26 protein-coding genes and 2 pseudogenes are annotated in these 23312 nt (G+C 37.4%); 9 read left to right on the top strand and 19 right to left on the bottom strand.

Annotation, left to right across the window (positions count from 1 at the left end):
* Positions 1-13: 13 nt before the first annotated feature.
* The 4 genes from RG565_RS01825 to eno form a co-directional block, all read right to left on the bottom strand.
* Positions 14-745, bottom strand: a complete 732-nt coding sequence (locus RG565_RS01825) for a DUF3307 domain-containing protein (protein WP_049533378.1) — start codon at positions 743-745, stop codon at positions 14-16.
* The gene (locus tag RG565_RS01820) at positions 738-1412 is read right to left on the bottom strand and encodes a SatD family protein (RefSeq protein ID WP_049533379.1); all 675 of its coding nucleotides are present in this window, start codon (positions 1410-1412) and stop codon (positions 738-740) included. The genes RG565_RS01825 and RG565_RS01820 overlap by 8 nt, the downstream gene beginning before the upstream one ends.
* Before the next feature lie 160 nt (positions 1413-1572).
* Positions 1573-2313: an NAD-dependent protein deacylase gene (locus RG565_RS01815; protein WP_247936568.1), complete on the bottom strand. Its 741-nt coding sequence runs from the start codon at positions 2311-2313 to the stop codon at positions 1573-1575.
* A 78-nt stretch (positions 2314-2391) separates the two neighbouring features.
* Entirely contained in the window at positions 2392-3696 is a 1305-nt protein-coding gene (eno, locus tag RG565_RS01810; RefSeq protein ID WP_003029634.1) for a surface-displayed alpha-enolase, read from the bottom strand.
* Between the two features lie 175 nt (positions 3697-3871).
* Here eno and RG565_RS01805 point away from each other — a divergent pair, with 175 nt between their 5' ends.
* Positions 3872-4324, top strand: coding sequence for a DUF1694 domain-containing protein (locus tag RG565_RS01805; RefSeq protein ID WP_247936567.1), 453 nt, complete (start codon positions 3872-3874; stop codon positions 4322-4324).
* Between the two features lie 11 nt (positions 4325-4335).
* Positions 4336-4659 carry a nuclear transport factor 2 family protein gene (locus RG565_RS01800; protein WP_049533383.1) on the top strand — a complete coding sequence of 108 codons (324 nt, stop codon included), beginning with the start codon at positions 4336-4338 and terminating at the stop codon, positions 4657-4659.
* Positions 4660-4744: 85 nt separating this feature from the next.
* On the opposite strand, the gene RG565_RS01795 is transcribed toward RG565_RS01800, so the two are convergent.
* From RG565_RS01795 to RG565_RS01770, 6 genes and pseudogenes are all read right to left on the bottom strand, one after another.
* A complete protein-coding gene (locus tag RG565_RS01795; RefSeq protein WP_247936566.1) occupies positions 4745-5494 on the bottom strand; it encodes a PHP domain-containing protein in 750 nt (249 codons plus the stop codon).
* Between the two features lie 238 nt (positions 5495-5732).
* Entirely contained in the window at positions 5733-6926 is a 1194-nt protein-coding gene (locus tag RG565_RS01790) for an MFS transporter (RefSeq protein WP_247936565.1), read from the bottom strand.
* A 301-nt stretch (positions 6927-7227) separates the two neighbouring features.
* Positions 7228-8550: an asparagine--tRNA ligase gene (gene asnS / locus RG565_RS01785; protein ID WP_247936715.1), complete on the bottom strand. Its 1323-nt coding sequence runs from the start codon at positions 8548-8550 to the stop codon at positions 7228-7230.
* A 43-nt stretch (positions 8551-8593) separates the two neighbouring features.
* Positions 8594-8727 (bottom strand): annotated as a pseudogene (locus tag RG565_RS01780) (glyoxalase); the annotation flags it as partial.
* Between the two features lie 48 nt (positions 8728-8775).
* Positions 8776-9954, bottom strand: a complete 1179-nt coding sequence (locus RG565_RS01775) for a pyridoxal phosphate-dependent aminotransferase (protein ID WP_247936564.1) — start codon at positions 9952-9954, stop codon at positions 8776-8778.
* Complete coding sequence (locus RG565_RS01770; RefSeq protein ID WP_247936563.1) at positions 9951-10439, bottom strand: DUF5590 domain-containing protein; 489 nt, start codon at positions 10437-10439, stop codon at positions 9951-9953. The genes RG565_RS01775 and RG565_RS01770 overlap by 4 nt, the downstream gene beginning before the upstream one ends.
* 84 nt (positions 10440-10523) lie before the next feature.
* Here RG565_RS01770 and RG565_RS01765 point away from each other — a divergent pair, with 84 nt between their 5' ends.
* A complete protein-coding gene (locus tag RG565_RS01765) occupies positions 10524-10970 on the top strand; it encodes a MarR family winged helix-turn-helix transcriptional regulator (protein WP_003029623.1) in 447 nt (148 codons plus the stop codon).
* A 66-nt stretch (positions 10971-11036) separates the two neighbouring features.
* Positions 11037-11588, top strand: coding sequence for an NADPH-dependent FMN reductase (locus RG565_RS01760; RefSeq protein WP_247936562.1), 552 nt, complete (start codon positions 11037-11039; stop codon positions 11586-11588).
* A 47-nt stretch (positions 11589-11635) separates the two neighbouring features.
* On the opposite strand, the gene yaaA is transcribed toward RG565_RS01760, so the two are convergent.
* A complete protein-coding gene (gene yaaA / locus RG565_RS01755) occupies positions 11636-12361 on the bottom strand; it encodes a peroxide stress protein YaaA (protein ID WP_247907981.1) in 726 nt (241 codons plus the stop codon).
* 113 nt (positions 12362-12474) lie between these two features.
* Here yaaA and RG565_RS01750 point away from each other — a divergent pair, with 113 nt between their 5' ends.
* Together RG565_RS01750 and RG565_RS01745 are read left to right on the top strand one after the other, a co-directional pair.
* Positions 12475-12933: a DUF1836 domain-containing protein gene (locus tag RG565_RS01750; protein WP_021001731.1), complete on the top strand. Its 459-nt coding sequence runs from the start codon at positions 12475-12477 to the stop codon at positions 12931-12933.
* Positions 12917-13564: a hemolysin III family protein gene (locus RG565_RS01745; protein ID WP_174721107.1), complete on the top strand. Its 648-nt coding sequence runs from the start codon at positions 12917-12919 to the stop codon at positions 13562-13564. The genes RG565_RS01750 and RG565_RS01745 overlap by 17 nt, the downstream gene beginning before the upstream one ends.
* A gap of 109 nt (positions 13565-13673) precedes the next feature.
* Here RG565_RS01745 and RG565_RS01740 read toward each other — a convergent pair whose 3' ends face one another.
* The 8 genes from RG565_RS01740 to RG565_RS01705 form a co-directional block, all read right to left on the bottom strand.
* Positions 13674-14630: an ABC transporter permease gene (locus tag RG565_RS01740; protein ID WP_174721106.1), complete on the bottom strand. Its 957-nt coding sequence runs from the start codon at positions 14628-14630 to the stop codon at positions 13674-13676.
* Position 14631: 1 nt separating this feature from the next.
* Positions 14632-15696 (bottom strand): ABC transporter permease, encoded by a 1065-nt coding sequence (locus RG565_RS01735; protein ID WP_003024371.1) that lies wholly within the window; start codon positions 15694-15696, stop codon positions 14632-14634.
* Positions 15689-17224 carry an ABC transporter ATP-binding protein gene (locus tag RG565_RS01730; RefSeq protein ID WP_049517699.1) on the bottom strand — a complete coding sequence of 512 codons (1536 nt, stop codon included), beginning with the start codon at positions 17222-17224 and terminating at the stop codon, positions 15689-15691. Before RG565_RS01730 ends, RG565_RS01735 begins: the two co-directional genes overlap by 8 nt.
* Before the next feature lie 136 nt (positions 17225-17360).
* A complete protein-coding gene (locus RG565_RS01725; protein ID WP_003024369.1) occupies positions 17361-18416 on the bottom strand; it encodes a BMP family protein in 1056 nt (351 codons plus the stop codon).
* A gap of 72 nt (positions 18417-18488) precedes the next feature.
* Positions 18489-18878 carry a cytidine deaminase gene (locus RG565_RS01720; RefSeq protein ID WP_126467005.1) on the bottom strand — a complete coding sequence of 130 codons (390 nt, stop codon included), beginning with the start codon at positions 18876-18878 and terminating at the stop codon, positions 18489-18491.
* A complete protein-coding gene (deoC, locus tag RG565_RS01715; RefSeq protein ID WP_022525891.1) occupies positions 18865-19527 on the bottom strand; it encodes a deoxyribose-phosphate aldolase in 663 nt (220 codons plus the stop codon). Before deoC ends, RG565_RS01720 begins: the two co-directional genes overlap by 14 nt.
* Before the next feature lie 18 nt (positions 19528-19545).
* Positions 19546-20823, bottom strand: a complete 1278-nt coding sequence (locus RG565_RS01710; protein ID WP_174721105.1) for a pyrimidine-nucleoside phosphorylase — start codon at positions 20821-20823, stop codon at positions 19546-19548.
* A complete protein-coding gene (locus tag RG565_RS01705; RefSeq protein WP_003024365.1) occupies positions 20820-21413 on the bottom strand; it encodes a class I SAM-dependent methyltransferase in 594 nt (197 codons plus the stop codon). The genes RG565_RS01710 and RG565_RS01705 overlap by 4 nt, the downstream gene beginning before the upstream one ends.
* 92 nt (positions 21414-21505) lie before the next feature.
* On the opposite strand from RG565_RS01705, the gene coaA reads away from it, so the two are divergent.
* The 3 genes and pseudogenes from coaA (at position 21506) to RG565_RS01690 (ending at position 23304) form a co-directional block, all read left to right on the top strand.
* Positions 21506-22426 carry a type I pantothenate kinase gene (gene coaA, locus RG565_RS01700; protein ID WP_049517695.1) on the top strand — a complete coding sequence of 307 codons (921 nt, stop codon included), beginning with the start codon at positions 21506-21508 and terminating at the stop codon, positions 22424-22426.
* Positions 22427-22479: 53 nt separating this feature from the next.
* On the top strand, positions 22480-22731 hold the full coding sequence (gene rpsT, locus RG565_RS01695) for a 30S ribosomal protein S20 (RefSeq protein ID WP_020999623.1): 252 nt from the start codon (positions 22480-22482) through the stop codon (positions 22729-22731).
* Positions 22732-22794: 63 nt separating this feature from the next.
* Positions 22795-23304, top strand: a pseudogene (locus RG565_RS01690) (DNA topology modulation protein).
* The last annotated feature ends 8 nt before the right edge of the window (positions 23305-23312 follow it).

Raw genomic sequence — 23312 nt, 5'->3', positions numbered from 1 at the left:
TACAGTTTTTATATTACAAATAAAGCAAACCAAAAACAATTAACACACTAATCATGCTAAAAAGTGAGCCAATGAGATAGTATTCTGCAAAGGACTGACTTTCAGAAATTTTGTTATACCGTGCGATTGACTTAGCAGTAAAGACTAAGCCAACGGAAGCAAACTGCCCAAATATAAGAGACAAAGCCATAATAAAACGCTCTAAAATCCCAATCATCGCCCCTGCACCTGCTATAGTGTCTTGGTTATCTCCCTTTGACTGATACCTACTGAAGAAAAGCTTAAATAAAATATTAACAGGCTTGCCAACGATTGCTAAGAAAAGAAGGGTTTGAGCAACTGACGCTCCATTTTTCAGCCATTGTGGATTGATTTTGCTGGCCAATAAAGCATAAAATAGAAAAATGCAAATAAAATGAAGGACTTGGTCAATGATGAAAACTTGCTTTGTGAGTCTCTTTATTTCTATAAACGTATTGAGCCTGTATTTCAAGAAATCAATAACTACATGACTAATCCAAACAGCAGCAAAGTAAATAATATTTTTCGGGAAAAAGATACTCAAAATCAGCAACGGCAGAAAAACAATGGCTAAATGCAGCAATAAATAAGGTAACTTTCGACATTTTAAATCTGCCATTTTTTGACTTTGCCATTGGAAATCAGCTAAAACATGTGCCAATAAGGTTAACAACAAGATTGGATGTTGTACAAAATAGTCTGAAAATCCCCACAAATTAGACATGTTTCGCCTCCTTCTCTATCGCATTTAACATCAAGTTCATCGCAACTCGTTTATTTCTGAGATAAATTTTTAACCCACTCGCCTTGATACGTTTGTTGAAAGCACTCGGAGTGATACCAAGTAGTTTTGCCATTTCTTTATGCGAAAATGTTTCATCGTATATATTTTCAGCTAGTAATTGTTTGAGGACATCATATTGGATATCTGTCCACTTGGACTGAATAAAAGAGCATGCAGCTAAAATAGCATTGATTGTCTGACCGACTTCTTCGTCTGCCAAAGAAACCGAAATGTGATTGATGCCATAGTCATTCTTGTCATGAACATAGTTAATCGCTTCTCTCGCCAGCCAATACGCCGGACCGTCAGAACCAATGCTTTGTTCTTTGTTAATTTCTGTAATCATATCTCCAGCACCAATCCCAAATCGAATTTCATAAGGAGCAAATGACATAGAAAGTTGCTCCATGATTTGAAACATATCCGAATTTGGTAAAAACAAAGCTTGAAATTCATCGCCAGCTGTGACCGTAAAGGGAGAAATTAAATATTTCTGATATTGCTGATTCAACTCTTTCATCAATTGCAACAATTGCTGTTGTGCCTGCGCTCGATCTTGTATTTTTTTTGATTTAATAATGTCTCCAATAAGAGCAATGTACATCATCTTTTCACCTCTTTTTGTCTATTATAATGGAAATTTTTAAAAATTTCCATTATAAAGGACATTTTCTAAAATTTCCATTATAAAGGACATTTTCTAATCTACCATCTCTAAAAAATACAGCTAAGCACATGATTGAAACCATCATTTGATCTGATAATGACTATCCTTTTACTTTCCATACCTTACCCAGCACTTCTCCAATCTTGCCCTTGATAACTAAGTCAGCTTGACTATCTTGTATTATATTGTTTTTATTGATTACAACTAAGTGCCATCCTTGAAAATAATGAACCAAATTAGCAGCTGGATAAACAACTAGCGATGTTCCGCCAATGATAAGTAGGTCAGCTTGACTGATAGCCTGAATAGCTTGAGAAAAAACTTCCATATTTAACGGTTCCTCATAAAGAGTCACATCTGGCTTAACTACACAACCACAAGTCTCGCAATAAGGAATGATTCCAGGCAATTTCAAAAAATTCTCTAAGTCATAAAAATGATGACAATTGGTACAAAAATTTCGGTCCACACTACCATGAATTTTTAATACGTTCTTGCTTCCTGCCATCTCGTGTAAACTATCAATATTCTGTGTAACAATTGCTTTTAATTTCCCTAGCTTTTCTAGATAAACTAAATATTTATGGGCTACATTTGGCTTAGCATTAGGATAAATAAGATATTTCTTGTAAAACTCAAAAAACTGTTCTGGATAACGTTCAAACATCGTATGTGAAACTAATTGCTCTGCTGTAAAATGCTGGTTTAACTCAATATTGTAAATCCCATTAGAACTTCGAAAATCCGGAATACCAGATTCAGTTGAAACACCCGCACCACCAAAAAATACAATATTTTGGCTACTTTGAATGATCTGAGCCAGTTCTTCAATCTTATCCATATCGCCCTCCTAAAAGTTACCAATATTATTAAAGAAAAAATCGGCTAGCAGAACTAGCCGATTCATATTATAACTGAATTATTTTGACAAGTTATAGAAAGATTTCAAACCACGATATTCAGCTACTTCACCAAGTTGGTCTTCGATGCGAAGTAATTGGTTGTATTTAGCAATACGGTCAGTACGTGACAATGAACCAGTCTTAATTTGTCCAGCGTTAGTTGCAACTGCGATGTCAGCAATTGTTGAATCTTCAGTTTCACCTGAACGGTGTGATACAACGGCAGTGTAACCAGCTTCTTTTGCCATTTCGATAGCATCAAATGTTTCAGTAAGAGTACCGATTTGGTTAACTTTAATAAGGATTGAGTTAGCACATCCTTCGTTAATACCTCTTTCAAGATAAGAAGTGTTTGTTACGAAGAAGTCATCACCAACAAGTTGTACTTTCTTACCAAGGCGTTCAGTAAGTTTCTTCCAACCTTCCCAGTCATTTTCATCCATACCATCTTCGATAGTGATGATTGGGTATTTATCAACTAATTGTTCAAGGTATTCGATTTGTTCGTCAGCTGTACGAACTGCAGCTCCTTCACCTTCGAATTTAGTGTAATCATAAACTTTACGTTCTTTATCGTAGAATTCTGATGATGCACAGTCAAATCCAAGAAATACATCTTTACCAGGAACATAACCAGCAGCTTCGATAGCAGCAAGGATAGTTTCTACACCATCTTCAGTTCCATCAAAACGAGGAGCAAATCCACCTTCGTCACCAACAGCTGTTTCAAGACCACGAGATTTAAGGATTTTCTTAAGAGCATGGAAAATTTCAGCGCCCCAACGAAGAGCTTCTTTGAATGTAGGGGCACCAGCAGGAACAATCATAAATTCTTGGAAAGCGATTGGAGCATCTGAGTGAGAACCACCGTTGACGATGTTCATCATTGGAGTTGGAAGAACTTTAGTATTGAATCCACCAAGGTAGCTGTAAAGTGGGATTTCAAGGTAATCAGCAGCAGCACGTGCTACAGCAATAGATACACCAAGAATTGCGTTTGCACCCAATTTACCTTTATTTGGAGTACCGTCAAGTGCAATCATTGCACGGTCAATAGCTTGTTGATCGCGAACGTCATAACCAATAACTGCTTCAGCAATGATATTGTTTACGTTGTCAACAGCTTTTTGTGTACCAAGACCGCCGTAACGAGATTTGTCACCATCACGAAGTTCAACTGCTTCGTGTTCACCAGTAGAAGCTCCAGATGGAACCATACCACGTCCGAAAGCACCTGATTCAGTATAAACTTCTACTTCAAGTGTTGGGTTACCGCGTGAGTCTAGGACTTCGCGAGCGTAAACATCAGTAATAATTGACATTTTTTACTCTCCTTTGAGTTATTTTATTTACATTCCTATCATACCTTAAAAATCGGTTTTTTTCAAGGAAAAATCGTGTCTTTCTATGAAATTTACGATAATTTTCTGTGTAAGCGTTTTATATTTCCGAATATTTCTTGGATAAATTTCAAAAAAAGTATGTTATACTAACTTTATGACAGATATAAATAAAGCAATAATGGAGAAATCTCAAGGGGGATTAAAATTAAATCCCGATGAGCAAAGAAAATTTTTAGAAACATTTGAAGAACGGGTCATTGCAGAATGTAGTATTGATGAAGCTAACAGCGCTCCCATCCACGACCACTTTAAAGAAATTTTACAAAAGATTATCTTGGACTATCAGCCTGTAACTGTGAAAATATCACCTGAGGTTAATAGTCAATATCAAATTTTTTACTTAAAAATAGCAAAAGATTTGGGTTGCAAAGCAACAATCGTGTCTAGTAATTGGAAGAATTCTCCATTTGGCTTGGTCATTCATAGTGATCATCCAGTAGAAATAGCTGAAAAAGAAATTGCTAACCAATTTTCTGAATTTTTCCAAGCAGACTCATCTCAAAAAGTAGAAAAGAGACCTTCTTTTTGGGAAAAGTTGTTTCATTAAAGGGGCGATTGATGCCAAATTTAGAAAAACTAACCTTATTCTTTCAAGCAGAAAATCAAAGAGACTGGGAAACGTACCAAAGTTTTTTACATTCTGATATTACTTGGGAATTGCATGGGCAAGAAGTTTCAACCATCCATGGAATAGACGATTATCTTCTGAAGATTCAGCAAGCCTATCATCATAGCAACGTTCAATTTTCCTGCTTGCATACTTTTTCAACTAATGAAAATCGGATTGTCACCATTCTCCAAAATGATTTTGGTCAACTATCCTGTGATATTTTTGAGTTCGAAAATGGTTTAATTATCAGAGAATATGAATATTTGTTATGATATTTCCATGTCTGAGAACTACTATACCTTGTAATCTAAAACAAATATAATCGGAGGTTAAGAACTTTTTGTTCTAACCCCTTTTTTATAGCAACATTTCTTCGTCTATGTCAAATTCTGTTAGGATTTGCTTAATGCGGGCAAAATTCAAGCGAAAATGTTCTAACGTATGGGCGTCAGAGCCAACAGAATACTTTGTTCCGCCCAATTCTTTCACCAAAGACAGGGCATAAATATAAATATCTTCATGGTCATAGAGATACATTGACTTGCAATTCAGTTCAAAAGCTAAGCTGTAATCTATCATTTTTTGAAAGAGGGTACGAAGTTGAGCTTCAAAGTTTTTCAATTCTTCCACCGTCACATTAAACTTGCGAAAACCATAGTCGAAATGTGCCAAAACATGGGCTGGAATACTCTCAATAGCTTCTTCCATTTCTTTAAAATAAATTGGAATCACCTTCATTTTATCAGATTGCAAAGCAGGTTCTTCTAAGTAATCGAACTTCCCATTATGATGAACAGATAAAAGTTTCAAATCATAATCTTTATTCTCCAAAAAAGCTAAAATATCTTTCTTTCGTGGTCTGTAATAGCCAATCTCAATTCCTTTTTTGATTCGATTTCCATATTTCCGATTGAGAGCAGCTATTTTTCTAGAATAAGACTCATAATCAGGAATATCATCGTGAGGAGAGCCTGCATCATACGGATAGGGATTAGATAAATCCAAATGTTCAGTCGTCACGATTTCACCATCGTAATGTTCCAAATAATCTATGAAATCAGCATCTGAATCGTAAGAAAAGTAAGTATGAAGATGATTATCGCGCATAATGTTTTCCTCCTATCATCTCTATAACACTAAGGAATTATATAGCAGTTTATACTAACTATAATATATTGTATTCTTAAACAAGATTTTCCTAAATTTGATAATTATATTTTGTAGTTGTGTAAAAAATAAGTATATAATTTTCCTTATATTTGCTGTTTTTATCATAAGCAGCAACAACTGATTGTATTCATTAAAAATTAGATATAAATCACTTCTGTAGATATTAAATAATGGACTAATTTTTGATTGATTTCAATTGTTTACGAATCATTTGAAAAACAATCACTAAAAGCGGCGTTAGCAAGATAAGAACTAGCCCTAATCCAATAAAAGTCTGATCAAAGCCAAAACTGTCAATCAGCCAACCAACAATCGGAAAAATGATAATCATGCTTAAACTGAACATCATTGAAGCAACACTTAACATGGTCGCTCTGGCTGAACTTGGTAAATACTGTTGCAAATCATTGTAAAAAATCGGTTGGTACATGGCATACAGAGCATTTGCCGTCAAATAAACAAGTATATACATAAATGGTGTTCCCAAAAATGACAGTACATAAGCTGCTCCTGTTAAACTGACAACTACTGGAAAAATCCGAAAAGAATGCCATGTTTTCCCAATCTTACTGGCAAGAGAAACTGCCAAAATATTTAAGACGCTACCAATCAACATAACTGTTGAAATCTGCCATCCTGCCAAGTCTGGTAATTGTTTTTGATAGTAAAAGTAAAACATGCACATTATTGTTCCAACAAATTGAAAAATCATCATCCATGTAAAAAGACTGGGATTATTTTTCATCTCTTCTCTCACAATCAAGATAATTTTTTTCATCGTCAACACTTCGTCATTTTTCTTTTTCATTGTCGGTTCTTTTATCAACCAAATCAGAATTAAAACAATAATAGAAACCGCAATCATGATATAATAGGTAATATACAAATATCCATGTACAAATAACCCCGCTAGTACCGTTCCTAAAGAGATTGCTGCCTCAGAAACACCTGACATCAAACTTGATATTTTCAAATAACGGTCTTTTAAACCAGCTTCTACAGCAGAGTCATATAGCAGTGCAGAGCTCGTTCCTGAATCAAAGTTATAAGACAAAGCATTGATTATCATTGCCATTGCATATATCCAAAAATTCCCTTGCCCTGTCAACATTAAAATAGATGATAAAATGCTAGTCAAGCGGCTTACGTACAGATTGGTCTTATAAGAAAATCGATCTGCCAACATGCCTGACGGAATTTCAAAAATGATGCCTGTTGCATGAAAAATACTCTCTAACAGCCCAATTTGCAGTAAAGACATACCATTTTGACTGAGGAATAAAATCCAAAAACTCGTAATACCTAAAAATCCTAAGAATTCCACTCCTGCCATAAGAGGAATATTTCTTTTGTAACTTCTCCTAAACATACTTTTTCCTTTACTAAGAAGAAACCGAACTTTCCGTTCAGTTTTCTAACTTATTCATAATATTTCAATTTTAAAGAGGTTGGGACATAAGCTCCCAACCTCATGCATTTTATAGTTTGGCTTGCATGGTTGGATATCCTTATCCCTTGTTATACCGGTGATAACGGCTATCCTAGCCAACTTGTACAGAGGTGGAAGTAAAACAGTCCAGTGGACTGTTTTAGGTCAGCAACTAGAAACTAGGACTTGCTGAAAAATCAAATTCTTCGAATGATTGATTTCTATCCCACTCTCACATTTCCTAAGGTTCAATTCTGTGGAGCATACGTGGGAATGGAATGGCTTCACGGATGTGTTTCGTTCCTGCAACAAATGTCACCATACGTTCCAAACCAAGTCCAAATCCAGCATGAGGAACTGAACCATATTTACGAAGATCTAGATAGAAAGCATAGTCATCAGAGTTCAGACCATTTTCTTCAATCTTCGCTAATAATTTTTCATAGCTTTCTTCACGAGCTGATCCACCAATGATTTCTCCATAACCCTCTGGTGCTAAAAGGTCTGCACAAAGCACACGTTCTTCGTTACCAGGAACAGGTTTCATGTAGAAAGCCTTAAAGCTAGCAGGGTAGTTCACAACGAACGTTGGCACACCAAAATAGTTTGAAATCCAAGTTTCGTGAGGTGAGCCGAAATCATCACCTCGTTCGATATGCTCATACTCTGCATCTTCATCATTTTCGTGTTCTTGTAAGAGGTCAATTACTTCATCGTAAGAAATACGTTTGAAGGGTTCTGCTACGTATTTTTTAAGAAGTTCAATATCACGTTCCAACACTTCAAGCGCATGTGGTGCACGATCCAAAACTCCTTGAATCAAAGCCTTCACATAAGCCTCTTGAAGATTAAGCGACTCATCATGAGTAACAAATGGATATTCTGCATCCATCATCCAGAATTCTGTCAAATGACGACGTGTTTTAGATTTTTCAGCACGGAAAACAGGGCCAAAGTCAAATACACGACCAAGTGCCATAGCACCTGCTTCTAAGTAAAGTTGCCCAGATTGACTTAGAAAGGCAGGAGTTCCAAAATAATCTGTTTCAAAAAGCTCTGTGGAATCTTCTGCTGCATTTCCCGATAAAATCGGACTGTCAAATTTGATAAAGCCGTTGCGGTCAAAAAATTCATAAGAAGCATAGATAATTGCGTTGCGAATCTGCATAATTGCCATTTGCTTGCGTGAACGCAGCCATAAGTGACGATGATCCATCAAAAAGTCCGTTCCATGCTCTTTTGGTGTGATAGGATAATCAGTAGACTCTCCAACGATTTCAATATCCGTTACGTCTAATTCATATCCAAATTTTGAGCGCTCATCTTCTTTGACGATTCCTTTTACTAAAACAGCTGTTTCTTGGTTCAAGTGTTTGATGATATTAAATTTATTCAAACCCTCTTCTTCACCAAATTTTTCAAGGAAATTTGGCTTGAAAGCCACAGCTTGAAAAAAAGCTGTCCCGTCACGCAATTGCAAGAAGGCAATTTTCCCTTTTCCTGATTTGTTGGCAACCCAAGCGCCAATCGTCACTTCTTCTCCGACATGATTTTTAACATCCATAATTGAAGTATATTTTGTTAACACGTTTTTTCTCTTTTCTATTTTATTTTTTATGATAAACAGCCTCAATGTTGTTCCCGTCTGGGTCTATCACAAAAGCCGCATAGTATTTTTACGTTCGCCAGGTGCACCATTATCCTTTCCTCCAGCAACCAAAGCTGCTTGATAGAAAGCTTTAGAAACTTCTAAATTCTTTACCTTAAGGGTAAAATGATCGATCATTTTTTAACCCTTCATAAACGCCTTGATACGATGAACGGCCTCTTTCAAGGTATCCATATCCGTCGCATAGCTCAGGCGAACATTCTCTGGCGCACCAAAGCCAGCACCCGTTACAAGAGCGACACCTACTTCTTCTAGAATAGCTGTTGTAAACTCTGTCACATCTGAATAGCCTTTCAGCTCCATTGCTTTTTTAACATTTGGAAAGAGGTAAAACGCTCCTTGTGGTTTCACCACTTCAAAGCCAGGAACTTCTGCAAGCAAAGGATAAATGGTATTGAGACGTTCTTCAAAAGCCTGACGCATGATTTCAACAGTATCTTGAGGGCCCTTTAGAGCTTCAATCGCCGCATATTGGGAAGCAGCGGTTGGATTAGAAGTCGTTTGTCCAGCCACTTTACTCATCGCTGCAATGATTTTTGGTTCTCCAACAGCATAACCCAGCCTCCAACCAGTCATCGAATACGACTTAGATACACCATTGATAACAATTGTCTGCTTGCGAATAGCTTCAGATAAGCTTGAAATCGGTGTAAATTCATTCCCATTGTAAACCAAGCGGCCATAAATATCATCTGCCAAAATAAGAATATCATGCTCTACAGCCCAATTACCTATCGCTAATAACTCTTCAGCAGTATAAATCATTCCCGTTGGATTAGAAGGAGAATTGAGCACCAAAACTTTCGTTTTCTCTGTCCGAGCAGCCTCTAATTGCTCAACGGTCACTTTGAAATGATTTGCTTCTGTCGTTTGAACAAAAACTGGTACCCCTTCTGCCATCTTAATCTGGTCGCCATAACTAACCCAGCACGGTGCCGGAATAATCGCTTCATCACCTGGATTGATGACACTCATAAAAAAGGTATAAAGGGAGAACTTTGCACCCGTTGCAACGGTCACTTGATTTGGTTTAATCGTATAACCATAGTATTTTGCAAAATATGCTACAATTGCTTCCTTTAATTCAGGCAGACCACTGGTAACCGTATAAAAGCTAGCTCTACCGTCTTTTATTGCAGAGATAGCAGCATCTTGAATATTCTTCGGAGTTGGAAAATCTGGCTCTCCCAAAGTCAGCGAAAGGATATCACGACCTTGTGCTTTTAAAGCTTTTGCGCGCGCTGCTGCTGCTAAAGTTACACTTTCTTCCATATTTAAAACACGATTTGATAATATCATAGCCCCTCCTTGCTGAGCAATATTCCTGTTTCAAATCCAACATTATAATAAGTTGTTCCAGACTTGACTTCCCAGATTGGTTGCTCTTTTACATAGCCAAATGTCACTTTATCAATTTGTTTGGCACCACTCTCTTTAGCGATTTGTTTTGCTTTTTCTTGACTAATCCCTTTGGACAACTCATAAGTATAGATTTTATCACTATCTGCTTTTATCAAAACAGCAAGCTGCGTCTTTTTACGATTTTTCCCCAAAAGACTGTAATAACTTTTTTCACCGTTATAAATAGCAAAGCGATCCACTTTATCCAAATCTGCATATTGACGAGCAATTCTACTAGCCGTTACCTTAGCTGATTGGTAAGGATCCATAGATAGATTTAAAATGTAAAGGAAAGAAAAAGTGAGAACGGCCAAAACTATCACACTTCCGATAATATATTGCCAAATAATGAAATTTCTATCATTTTTTCTTCTATTTTTCACTCGTCCATTATACTATAAATAAGGACTTTTTTCTATCTTTTTCTAAAATTTGATTTTATTACTACTTATTGATAAAATACAGATATGGACAAACTAACAAAACTTTTTCAAGAAAATCGTCTTGATTTAAAAACAATGATTGTTTTAAATAAAGCTATTCGCACGATTCGACCTTTTGAAAATCAAGCGGCAAAGCAACACAAATTGACTCCAACTCAATTTTCAGTCTTAGAAACCCTTTATAGCAAAGGGAACTTACGCATTCAAGACTTAATTGATAAAATGCTTGCGACATCTGGAAATATGACCGTTGTCATCAAAAATATGATACGGGACGGTTGGATTTTTCGTACCTGTGACCCATCTGATCGACGTTCTTTTTTAGTCGGATTGACACCAGAAGGACGTAGTAAAATTGAAGCGGTTCTTCCAGAGCATATTCAAAATATCCAGCAAGGATTAAGGATTTTAACAGAGCAAGATAAAGAAGATTTGATTCGAATTTTAAAGAAATTTAAAAATTTGAGCTAATTTCTTGCTAACTAGTGATATTTGTTGTAACATAAAAAGGTACAAAAGAAAAGGAGAGTGACTTATATGTCTAAAAAAGTACTATTTATCGTCGGGTCTCTTCGCCAAGGCTCATTCAACCATCAGTTAGCTTCTCAGGCTGAAAACATTCTTGCTGGCAAAGCTGAAGTTTCTTATCTTGATTTCAAAGATGTTCCATTTTTCAACCAAGATATTGAAAGCCCAGCTCCTGCGGCTGTTGCCAAAGCTCGTGAAGAAATTCTCGCTGCTGATGCTATCTGGCTCTTCTCACCAACCTATAACTGGGCACTTCCAGGAGTTGTTAAAAATCTCTTAGATTGGCTATCACGTGCACTTGACCTTTCAAACCCATCAGGGCCTTCTGCTCTTAATGAAAAACTTGTAACAGTTTCCTCAGTAGCCAATGGAACTTCTCCAGATGAAGTTTTCAAACATTATCGCAGCCTTCTTCCATTTATTCGCATGAAAGTTGTTGAACCATTTACTGGTGTTGCTGTAAACCCAGAAGCCTGGGGAACTGGTCAACTGACAGTTTCCGAAGAAAAACAAGCTGAACTCGCAGCTCAAGCTGAAGCATTATTAGCTGCTATTAACTAAAATAAGCAAAAAATGGAATGACACTTTTACATCATTCCATTTTTATTTTACTCCTTAACAAAGACATAGGTATTTATCGTAGACAAATCCTCTCGGAAAGCAAAGCCTGCAAATTGCAATTGTTTGATTTCTTCTTTGCTTCTTACTTGGCTTTCAATTAAAGCTGTTAAAAATTGCCCTCGCGCCTTCTTAGAAATAGTTGAGTGAACTTTCAAACTTCCTTCTCTATCTTCTAAAAATTTAAACCGAAGCATCTTATCGCGCACAGATTTGGAAAACACCGTCTCGAACTCACTTGATAACAGAGACAAAATCATTTCCTCATCTGAAATAGCTGCATCATAATCATTGCGCCAATAATTTTTCAGGCTTTTGCCAGAAATAGTACATTTTACTAAAAACTCCAAGCGATAAGGTGAAATCAACGCCATAGCTGGTATAACACCATATAGACTAGAAGTGATGAACAAATGCTTGTCTACATACCTCAACTCTTGCTTCGTTAAATGACTTCTTCTGATGTTTCGATACATAAGACCATCAAATAAATGCAAAGCTGGGTAAGTCAAGGCTTGCCCATTTTTTAATTGTTGAAGATGAATATACTCTTCTTCTGCACGTTCCAGACTAATATGATAGAAATCTGCTAATTCTTCAATAGAATACTGTGATAGACTAGCTACAATTGTTTTTGTTTGCTCTGAAAGGAAACACTTGCCATGAGGTTTAAGGCTAAGATTCATTTCCTTTGCAGTTGGAATTAAAATTTTCATAATCTTATTGTATCAAAAGTTATTTTGCAGAACAAATGATTTTTCTCTTGACAACAGACAATCATTATCATATAATCTAGTTATTAAGACTAGATAAGAAAGAGGTGAATATTTTGGAAATCACAAAATTCCCAACTTGGGAAGAACTACCCGAGTTAGATCTTTATCTTGACCAGGTTCTCCTCTATGTGAATGGTGTCAACGAACAAGCATTTCATAGCACAGATAAGCCTTTAACGGCTGCTATGGTCAATAATTATGTGAAACACGCCCACATTCCAAAACCAATTAAGAAAAAATACAATCGTGTACAGATTGCTCGTCTGATTGTACTGACGACGTTAAAACCTGTCTTTCCAATACCAGATATTATCAAGACGATTCAACTTCTGGTAGACGGAAAAGATTCGGCCACTCTTTATAATGAATTCGTTAATTGCATGCAAGAAGAAAAAGCTGACACAGTCGCACCTGCTATTGAAGCAGCTTGCCAAACGGTGAAATTATTTCATCAAACAAAAAAATTAGCTCTAGCCTTAGAAGGAGGTAAAACAAATGAATCAAACGCTTAAACTCAGCAAACAACTCAGCTTCGGGGAAGAAATTGCCAATGCTGTCACTCACGCTGTTGGGGCTGTGGTTATGTTAGTACTGCTTCCTATCTCAGCCATTTACAGCTATGAAGAACATGGTATGCTTGCCGCTGTCGGAGTTTCAATTTTTGTCATCAGTTTATTTCTGATGTTTCTTTCTTCAACGATTTACCATTCAATGAGCTATGGTTCTACGCATAAGTATATTCTACGGATCATCGATCATTCAATGATTTACATTGCTATTGCGGGAAGTTATACGCCAGTCGTACTATCTCTTATAAACAATTGGTTGGGTTATCTTATTATCACAATTCAATGGGGAACGACCATTTTTGGTATTTTGTATAAAATATTTGCTAAAAAAGTTAATGAAAAATTCAGCTTAGCGCTTTATCTTATTATGGGCTGGTTAGTGATTCTGATTATTCCGCAAATCATTGGTCAAACGGGACCTATTTTCTGGGGATTGATGTTAGCTGGAGGACTCTGTTATACTGTTGGTGCAGGATTTTATGCTAAGAAAAAACCATATTTCCACATGATTTGGCACCTCTTTATCCTAGCTGCTTCTGCACTTCAATATCTTGCTATTGTCTATTTTATGTAAAATATTTTAAAAACAATCATTCTCTAAGTCGCTCTTCTTAGCAGAATGATTGTTTTTTTATCAAAAAAGCCAGGCTACTTTGAACAGTAACTTGGCTTTTTGCAATAGTTTATTTTGATTTAATATAATTGACACCGTCTGCTTTTGGTGCAACAGCTTTTCCGAAGAATGCTGCCAACACAACAACAGTCAATACATAAGGTGCAATTTGTAGGTACACAGCTGGTACATGTGATAGGAATGGTAATTGACTTCCGATAACGGCTAAACTTTGAGATAGCCCAAAGAATAGACTTGAAAGCATAGCGCCAATTGGATTCCATTTACCAAAAATCATAGCAGCCAGCGAGATGAACCCTGGTCCGATAATGGTTGTAGCAGCAAAATTTACGGAAATAGATTGTGCATAAATCGCTCCACCGACACCGCCAAGAAAACCTGAAATCATCACACCGTAATAACGCATGAGATAAACATTGATACCGAGGGTGTCTGCCGCTTGTGGGTGTTCACCTACGGAGCGCAAACGAAGCCCAAATTTCGTCTTAAACATAATGAACCATGCTAGGAAAGCAAATGCAACTGCAATATACCCCATTAGACTGGTGTGTTTAAAGAAGATATCTCCAATGACAGGAATATCTGATAATAGTGGAAAATTAAATTTACCAAATGATACTTGAATATTATCTGTTTGCCCTTTATTATAGAAAGCTTTTACCAAGAAAATCGCTAACGCAGGCGCCATCAAATTGAGCACTGTACCACTAACAACATGGTCCGCACGGAAATTGATAGTTGCTACAGCATGAATGAGTGAGAAAATTAGTCCCACAATACCACCGACTAAAAGTGCTAACCAAGGCGTTAAACTTCCAAAGGTATTCACAAAAGTAAGGTTAAAGACAACTCCTGAGAAAGCTCCCATAACCATAATACCTTCAAGTCCGACATTGACAATCCCAGCATGCTCTGAGAAGGCACCACCGATACTAGTAAAGATTAAAGGTGCTGCATAAATCAGCATAGAGGAAACTAACAGACTTAACATTGTTACAAAATTCATCTTATTTTCCTCCCTTTACTTTCGCTTGTTTTCTTGGTTTGATAAAGTGTTCAATGATGTAATGAATACTTACAAAGAAAATAATTGATGCTGTTACAATATTTACCAGTTCCGCTGGAATCGTTGCGGTGTTCATACCTGGAGCTCCGACTTGAAGCACGGCAAATAAGAATGCTGCAAAGAGAATACCAATTGGTGAATTATTTGCCAGCAAGCTAACGGCCATACCATTAAAGCCGACAGCTAGGGAACTTCCTTGTACATAGACATTTTGGAAAGTTCCAAGTCCTTCAACAACACCTCCGACACCGGCAAGGGCACCTGAGATAATCATTGAAAGAATAATCGTCCGTTTAGCAGACATCCCTGCATATTCACTCGCATTTGGATTTAGCCCGACAGAACGGATTTCAAATCCAAGCGTTGTTTTTTTCAGCATAAACCAGATAAGGACAACTGCAATGATCGCAAAGAAGATTCCGATATTCATCCGTGAATTATTGGTCAATGCCCGCAGCCATTCTGTTTGATAGGTTGCATTAGCTCCAACCTTAACACTTGAGTCAATACTTTGCATAACACTTTTTGGAAAACTATGAATCATTGCATTTCCAACGTAGAGAACGATGTAGTTCATCATAATCGTAACGATAACTTCACTTGTTCCCAAATAAGCACGAAGAATACCAGGAATAGCACCGATAATCCCACCAGCTACTGCTGCAATGACAACCGTAGCAAGAATCATAATTGGGCGAGGAAGATTAGGAAATGAAAGCGCAAACCAGCCACTCAAAATCCAACCTGCCAAAGCTTGCCCCGGCAAGCCGACATTAAAGAACCCAGCCCGACTTGCTACTGCAAACCCAAGAGCAATTAAAATAAGTGGACCCATTGCACGGAAAATTTCACCAATACTACGGATAGTACCAAAAGCAGCTTTGAACAGCTCTTCATAACCCCAGATAGCATCATAGCCAAAAATCCACATGATAATGGCACCAAGTAAAATTCCAAGAACAACGGAAATCAAAGGCACCGCAATTTGCTGCGTTTTCTTAGTCATTTGAATCTCCCTTCTTAATTTCACCACCAGCCATCAAGATACCCAACTCTTGTTTATTAGTTTCTGCTGGAGTTACAATACCTTGAATCTTACCATCATGAATAACAGCAATACGGTCTGAAACATTCAGGATTTCATCTAATTCAAAGCTGACCACAAGCACTGCTTTACCCTTGTCACGTTCTTCAATCAAACGTTTATGAATGTATTCAATCGCTCCAACGTCTAATCCACGAGTTGGCTGACTAACGATTAGAAGGTCAGGATTGCGGTCTATTTCACGAGCAATAATGGCTTTTTGTTGATTTCCTCCTGAAAGAGCAGATGCTGGAACACTTTCACTTGCAGCCCGAACATCAAATTCATCCATTAACTTTCGTGCATAAGAAGTGATATTATTGTAATTCAAAATTCCATTTTTGCTTAATGGCTCCTTGTAATAAGTTTGCAGAGCCATATTCTCAGACAACATCATATCTAAAACCAAGCCATCACGATGACGGTCTTCCGGCACATGACTAACTTGCATTTCGGTAATTTTCCGCGGAGATAAGCCAACGACTTCTTTCCCCTTAATGGTAATGCTACCTGATTTCACCTTCCGAAGACCTGTGATTGCTTGAACTAGCTCGCTTTGTCCATTGCCATCAATCCCGGCAATCCCAACAATTTCACCAGCTCGTACATCCAAAGATAAATTTTTAACAGCAGGCACGCCACGATTCTCATTCACAACCAAATCATTAATAGATAGAACAACTTCTTTTGGATTTGAAGCTTCTTTTTCCGTTGTAAAGGATACCGAACGTCCCACCATCATTTCAGCAAGATCTTTATTCGTTGCGCCACCAATCTCAACGGTTTGAATACTCTTACCGCGACGGATGACAGTTACACGATCAGAAACAGCACGAATTTCATCCAATTTGTGCGTAATCAAAATGATGGATTTTCCTTCCTTAACTAGATTTTTCATGATATGCTCTAGTTCTTCAATTTCTGAAGGAGTTAATACTGCGGTTGGTTCGTCAAAAATCAAGATATCTGCGCCACGATACAATGTTTTCAAGATTTCAACACGTTGTTGCGCACCAACTGAAATATCTTCGACTTTTGCTGTAGGATCTACAGCAAGACCATATTTTTCAGATAGTTCCTTGATATCTTTGATTGCTTTCCTAATGTCTAAAACACCATTTTTCGTCGTTTCACTCCCTAAAATAATGTTTTCAGCAACCGTAAAAGCTTCTACCAACATAAAATGTTGGTGAACCATTCCGATTCCTAAAGATGCTGATTTTGATGGAGAATCAATTGTTACTGACTTTCCATTCACAGTAATCTCACCACTTGTTGGCTCAAGCAAGCCAGCCAACATATTCATCAGAGTGGACTTGCCCGCTCCGTTTTCTCCTAAAAGTGCATGAATTTCACCGCGTCTTAGATTTAAGTTGATTTTATCATTTGCGACAAATTCACCGAAAATCTTGGTTATTTCATGCATTTCAATGACATTCTCATGTGCCATATGATTGATTCCTTTCAGAAATTATTTTATTTCAGTAAAACTCACTAAAAGATTAGCCAGCTTTACTGAGACAAAAGCTGGCTCAATCTCAAAAAAGCGACCCACGAAGGTCGCTTCTTGAGTGTCAGGTTATTCTTTATTCTGTAGGAACTTTAATACTTCCGTCAAGGATTTTTGCTTTTGCATCTTCAACAGCTTTTTTAGCATCATCTGATAAGTTCTTAGTTGTCAAATCTACTCCACCGTCTTTCAGACCGTAAGTTGTAGTTTTTCCTCCTGGGAATTTATCTTTTGCTGTTTTGTTAGCAATATCTTTTACAGTACCACCAACTTTTTTCAAGCTAGATGCCAAAACAAAGTTAGATTCTTTGCCGTCTTTAGATTTGTATTTACCTTCATCGTTTTGGTCGCGGTCAACACCGATAACCCAAACTTTGTCAGATTCATTTCTAGTTTCGTTGATAGATTTTGCTTCGTTGAATACACCAGCACCAGTACCACCGGCTACTTGATAAACAACGTCTGCACCAGCTGCATATTGAGCTGCTGCAATTGTCTTCCCTTTAGAAGCATCTCCAAAGCTTTCAGCGTATTTCACATCAATCTTAATAGAAGGATCAACAGATTTCACACCTGCTTCAAAACCTTTTTCAAAACGAGTTAATACAGCACCTTTGATACCACCAACAAAACCAATCATTTTTGTTTTAGTTGTTTTGGCTGCAGCCACACCAGCAAGGTAAGCAGCTTCGTTATCTGCAAAGAGTGCAGAAGCTACATTCTTTTGACCTTTAATTTCATCATCAATAATAACATAGTTAATATCAGAGTGATCCTTTGCAGCAGATTCTACTGCATTACGAAGAGCAAATCCAATACCAAATACTAATTTGTAATTGCTAGAAGCAGCTTGCTCAAGGTTTGTAGCGTATTCAGATTCGTTTGTAGATTGGAAGTAAGTAAAGCCATGGTCTTTTGTCAACCCATTTTCTTTACCCCAAGCTTGCAAACCTTCCCAAGCAGATTGGTTAAATGATTTATCATCTACACCACCTGTATCTGTAACAATTGCAGCTTTCAAATCCGTCTTTGCATCTTTATTATCTGATTTAGATGCACGGTTACCACATGCAGCAAGTCCAATTGCTGCGACAGCTACTAGACCAAGGCCTAGCCATTGTTTCTTGTTCATCTCTGAACCTCCTAAATAAGATGTGCAACAAGGTTGCAAAATTAACTTTGGTCAACTGACCGTTTTTACCAACTAATCCAAGTTAGTAAAAGAATACGGAAGTAATTCCTTGACCGTCATCACGACCGTCGATTTATCTTTGGCAACAAGTGTCACCTTTAAATCCTGAGAAAAAAATTCTGCCATTACTTGACGACAAGCTCCACACGGAGAAACGGGTTTTTGGGTTTCACCATAAACGATTAGTTCCTCAAACTCCGTAACGCCTTCTGAAATAGCTTTAAATATGGCTGTCCGCTCCCCGCAGTTCGTCAGACCAAAACTAGCATTTTCAATGTTTACGCCTGTAAAAATCTGACCATTTTTTGCTACTAGTACAGCACCAATTGGAAAATGAGAATAAGGAACGTAGGCCTTTTTACTTGTCTCAATAGCTAGATCAATCAACTCAGTAGTCGCCACTAGCTTTTTCTCCTTTCATAATGGCTACACCAGAAGAAGCTCCAATACGCGTTGCGCCTGCTTCAATAAATGCGACTGCATCTTCGTATGAGCGAGCGCCTCCTGAAGCTTTGACCCCCATATCCGGACCAACTGCTTTTCTCATCAACGCCACATCATGAACAGTAGCGCCTCCAGTTGAAAATCCAGTTGAGGTTTTCACAAAGTCTGCACCAGCTGCTTTAGCCAATTGACACGCTACAACTTTTTCTTCATCTGTCAATAAGCACGCTTCAATAATTACTTTTACAAGTGTATCACCACTTGCTTCTACTACTGCTGCAATATCTTCTTCTACTAAAACCAGATTTTGGGATTTCAAAGCACCAATGTTGATCACCATATCCACTTCGTCTGCACCATTCTTGATAGCATCTCTTGCTTCAAATGCTTTCACAGCAGGCGTATTTGCTCCCAGTGGGAATCCAATAACGGTACAAACTTTAACATCTGTATCTCGTAATCCTTCTGCGGCAAAGCTGACCCAAGTTGGGTTGACACAGACACTTGCAAAATCATATTCTCTTGCTTCTTCAATCAATTTTTCAATTTGCTCTTGTTGAGCATCTGGTTTCAAAAGCGTATGATCGATGTATTTATTTAACTTCATTTTCGGTTCTCCTGTAAGTTAAGCGATTACTTCAATAATCTCTTGAACTTTTTTCGGCTCATTACTTATTTTAACATTTTTTTTGAATTCTGTAACTAGTTCTTGTGAAATTTTTTCATTTGCATAAACTTTTGCGACAATTTCACCAATTTTGATTGATTCTCCGACTTTCTTTTCAAAAACAATTCCTGTTTCAAAGTCTAAGGCATCCGTTTTCACCGCTCGGCCTGCACCTAGCCGCATGGCAAATAAACCAAATTCCATAGCTGGCAATTCAGAAATATAACCCGCTTCATCTGCAGTCACTTCTACAACGTATTTTGCTGATGAAGGGCGGTACAAATCTTCTAAATCGCCACCTTGTGCAACAACCATAGCTTCAAATTTTTGCAGTGCCGATCCATCAAATAGATGTTCCCGCACTTCTTTTACAGTTTTTTCAACATTTGCTAAGCCAAGCATGATTTGGCCTAATTCACAAATAAATTCTGTTACATCTTCTCGTCCTTTTCCTTGCAGGATATCCAAAGCTTCAAGGATTTCCAAACGATTACCAATGCTGGTTCCTAAAGGTTGGCTCATGTCGGTGATAACAGCTGTTGTTCTACGCCCAACTGCCTTTCCTAAATCAACCATAGTACGAGCTAGAGCACGCGCATCATCCAAGTTCTTCATAAATGCACCTTCACCAACTGTCACATCTAGCAAAATACTATCTGCACCAGCTGCGATTTTCTTACTCATAACAGAACTTGCAATTAAAGGAATGGTATCAACTGTCGCCGTCACATCACGCAAAGCGTACAACAACTTGTCTGCCTTCACCAACTGATCAGACTGACCAATGACGGATAGTCCAATATCCTGTACTTGCTTAATAAATTCTTCTTGGCTACGCTCAATTTGAAATCCTTTAATGGATTCTAATTTATCAAGCGTTCCCCCTGTGTGACCGAGTCCACGACCACTCATTTTAGCAACGGGGATTCCAAAACTAGCTACCAAAGGCACCAGTACAAGCGTTACCTTGTCTCCTACGCCTCCGGTTGAATGCTTATCAACCTTAACTCCAGATATAGCTGACAAATCAATTTGCTGACCTGTCTCTACCATGGTCATGGTTAAATCAGATATTTCACGAGTGGTCATACCTTTAAAATATACTGCCATTGCAAAAGCTGACATTTGATAATCTGGCACAGTTCCGGCAACATAACCTTCAATTAACCACTTGATTTCATCACTAGTTAATTCTAAGCCATCCCGCTTTTTCTGAATCACATCAACTGCTCTCATATTTCCTTCCTACTTCTAAGGATATAATATCCCTTATCTTTTTTTAAAATTTCGCAATTTCCAAATACTTCTTCCATCTTAGCTTTTGCACTTGGCGCTCCCTGTTTTTTTTGAATAACAATCGTCAAGTCGCCTCCGTCTAGTAAGTGCGTATAACTTCCTGTAATCACCTCATGAACGACCTGTTTCCCTGCTCGAATCGGTGGATTGCTGATAATATGATGAAATCTCCCTTCTACATTTTGATAAAGATTAGATTGAAAAATCGTAGCTAGGACTTGATTGCGCTCAGCATTTTGACGCGCCAAATCAAGAGCGCGCTGATTTATATCAACAAGCGTTGCTTCGACTTCTTTAGCTTTGACCAAAGTAAGTCCTAATGTTCCATAGCCACAACCGACATCTAATACGCTTTCTTGCTTATGAAAATCAAGACACTTTAAAAGAGCTTGACTGCCATAATCAATCATTTTCTTACTAAAGACTCCTGCATCAGTCAAGAAAGTCACATTTTGCCCCAGAAGTTGAACCTTCAATTTGTGAATATCATGTTCTGCATCTGGATTTTCTGCGAAATACATTTTAGCCATAAAACTATTTTAACATAAAGACCTTTTATTTGTAAACCGTTTACAATTTGTTTAAAATTATGTTATACTATTTTTCAACTATAGGAGTGAATATGACGAACGAATTTATCCATTTTGAAAAGATTAGTCGAAAAACTTGGCAAAATCTGCATCGTAAAACAACCCCGCCTTTGACGCAAAAAGAATTGAATTCTATCAAAAGTTTCAATGATAAGATTAGCCTTCAAGATGTGACAGATGTTTATCTGCCCTTGACCAGCCTCATCCAAATTTATAAGCGCTCAAAAGAAGATTTAGCATTTTCAAAAGGGATTTTTTTACAAAAAGCGAGCAAGCGCCAACCATTTATCATCGGTGTATCTGGAAGTGTCGCTGTCGGAAAATCTACTACCAGTCGGCTCTTGCAAATCCTTTTATCTAGAACATTTTCAAATGCTACTGTTGAATTGGTGACGACGGACGGATTTCTTTATCCAAATGCTCACTTGCAGGAGCAAAATCTCCTCAAGCGCAAAGGCTTTCCAGAAAGTTATAACATGGAGCTGCTGCTTGATTTTCTTGACAATATCAAAAATGGACAAAACTACCAAATCCCTGTTTATTCACATGAAATTTATGATATTGTTCCTGATAAAAAACAGTCTGTTACAGCTGCAGATTTTGTCATTGTTGAAGGTATCAACGTTTTCCAAAATCCACAAAATGAACGCCTTTATATGACGGATTTCTTTGATTTTTCGATTTACGTGGATGCGGAAGTTGAAAATATCGAAACTTGGTATCTGGATCGCTTTAAAAAATTGCTCACTTTAGCAAAAGAAGATCCAAATAACTATTATCATCCTTTCACTTCTCAGCCAGAAAACAAAGTTATGGAATTTGCTCAAAATGTCTGGAAGTCGATTAACCTTGTGAATTTGCAAGATTATATCGAACCCACACGCAACAGAGCTGAAATTATTCTTCATAAAACAGAAAATCATGAGATTGATGAAATTTACTTAAAAAAATAAAAAGGCTTGTCAAATCTCAACTTTTCATATATAATTAGATAGTTAGTATATCATTGGAGGTGAAAACATTGGCAAATATTAAATCAGCTATCAAACGCGCTGAATTAAACGTTAAACAAAACGAAAAAAACTCAGCTCAAAAATCAGCTATGCGTTCTGCAATTAAAGCATTTGAAGCAAATCCTTCTGAAGAACTTTTCCGTGCTGCAAGCTCAGCTATTGATAAAGCAGAAACTAAAGGTTTGATTCACAAAAACAAAGCAAGCCGCGATAAAGCACGCCTTGCTAGCAAACTTGCAAAATAATCTGCATAACGTAAAAAGAGCTCAAAGGAGCTTTTTTTGTTGCTGAAAACAGAAAGGCTACATATGAAAATTATAATCATTGGTTATTCTGGTTCAGGAAAATCTACTTTAGCGACCAAATTAGCCCAGTATTACTCTATTTCCAAATTGCATTTAGACACGCTACAATTTGTACCCAATTGGGAAATGAGTGACCGCAGCTGGATGCAAGAGCAAGTCAAGACGTTCTTAAACGAGAATCTGTCTTGGGTGATAGACGGAAACTACAGCTCTTGCTGCTATGAAGAGAGAATGGAGCAAGCAGACCAAATTATTTTTTTAAATTTCTCGCGTTAGAATTGTCTTTTACGGGCTGCAAAGCGTTATTCCAAGAACAGAGGTAAGGTCAGAGACAGTATGGCACAAGGCTGCCCTGAAAAGTTTGACTGGGAATTTATCCGCTGGATCTTACATGACGGACGAACTGCTAACATTCGGAAACGATATGAGAAACTTCAAAAAATGTATCCCTACAAATTTATAGTTCTTCATAACCAAAAAGAACTAGATAACTTTTTAGAGCAATTTTCATAAAAAACAAG

The sequence above is a fragment of the Streptococcus sp. IsoGale021 genome (assembly GCF_031142795.1).
Classification (GTDB): domain Bacteria; phylum Bacillota; class Bacilli; order Lactobacillales; family Streptococcaceae; genus Streptococcus; species Streptococcus hominis.
This window is presented reverse-complemented; position numbering and strand designations above follow the sequence as displayed.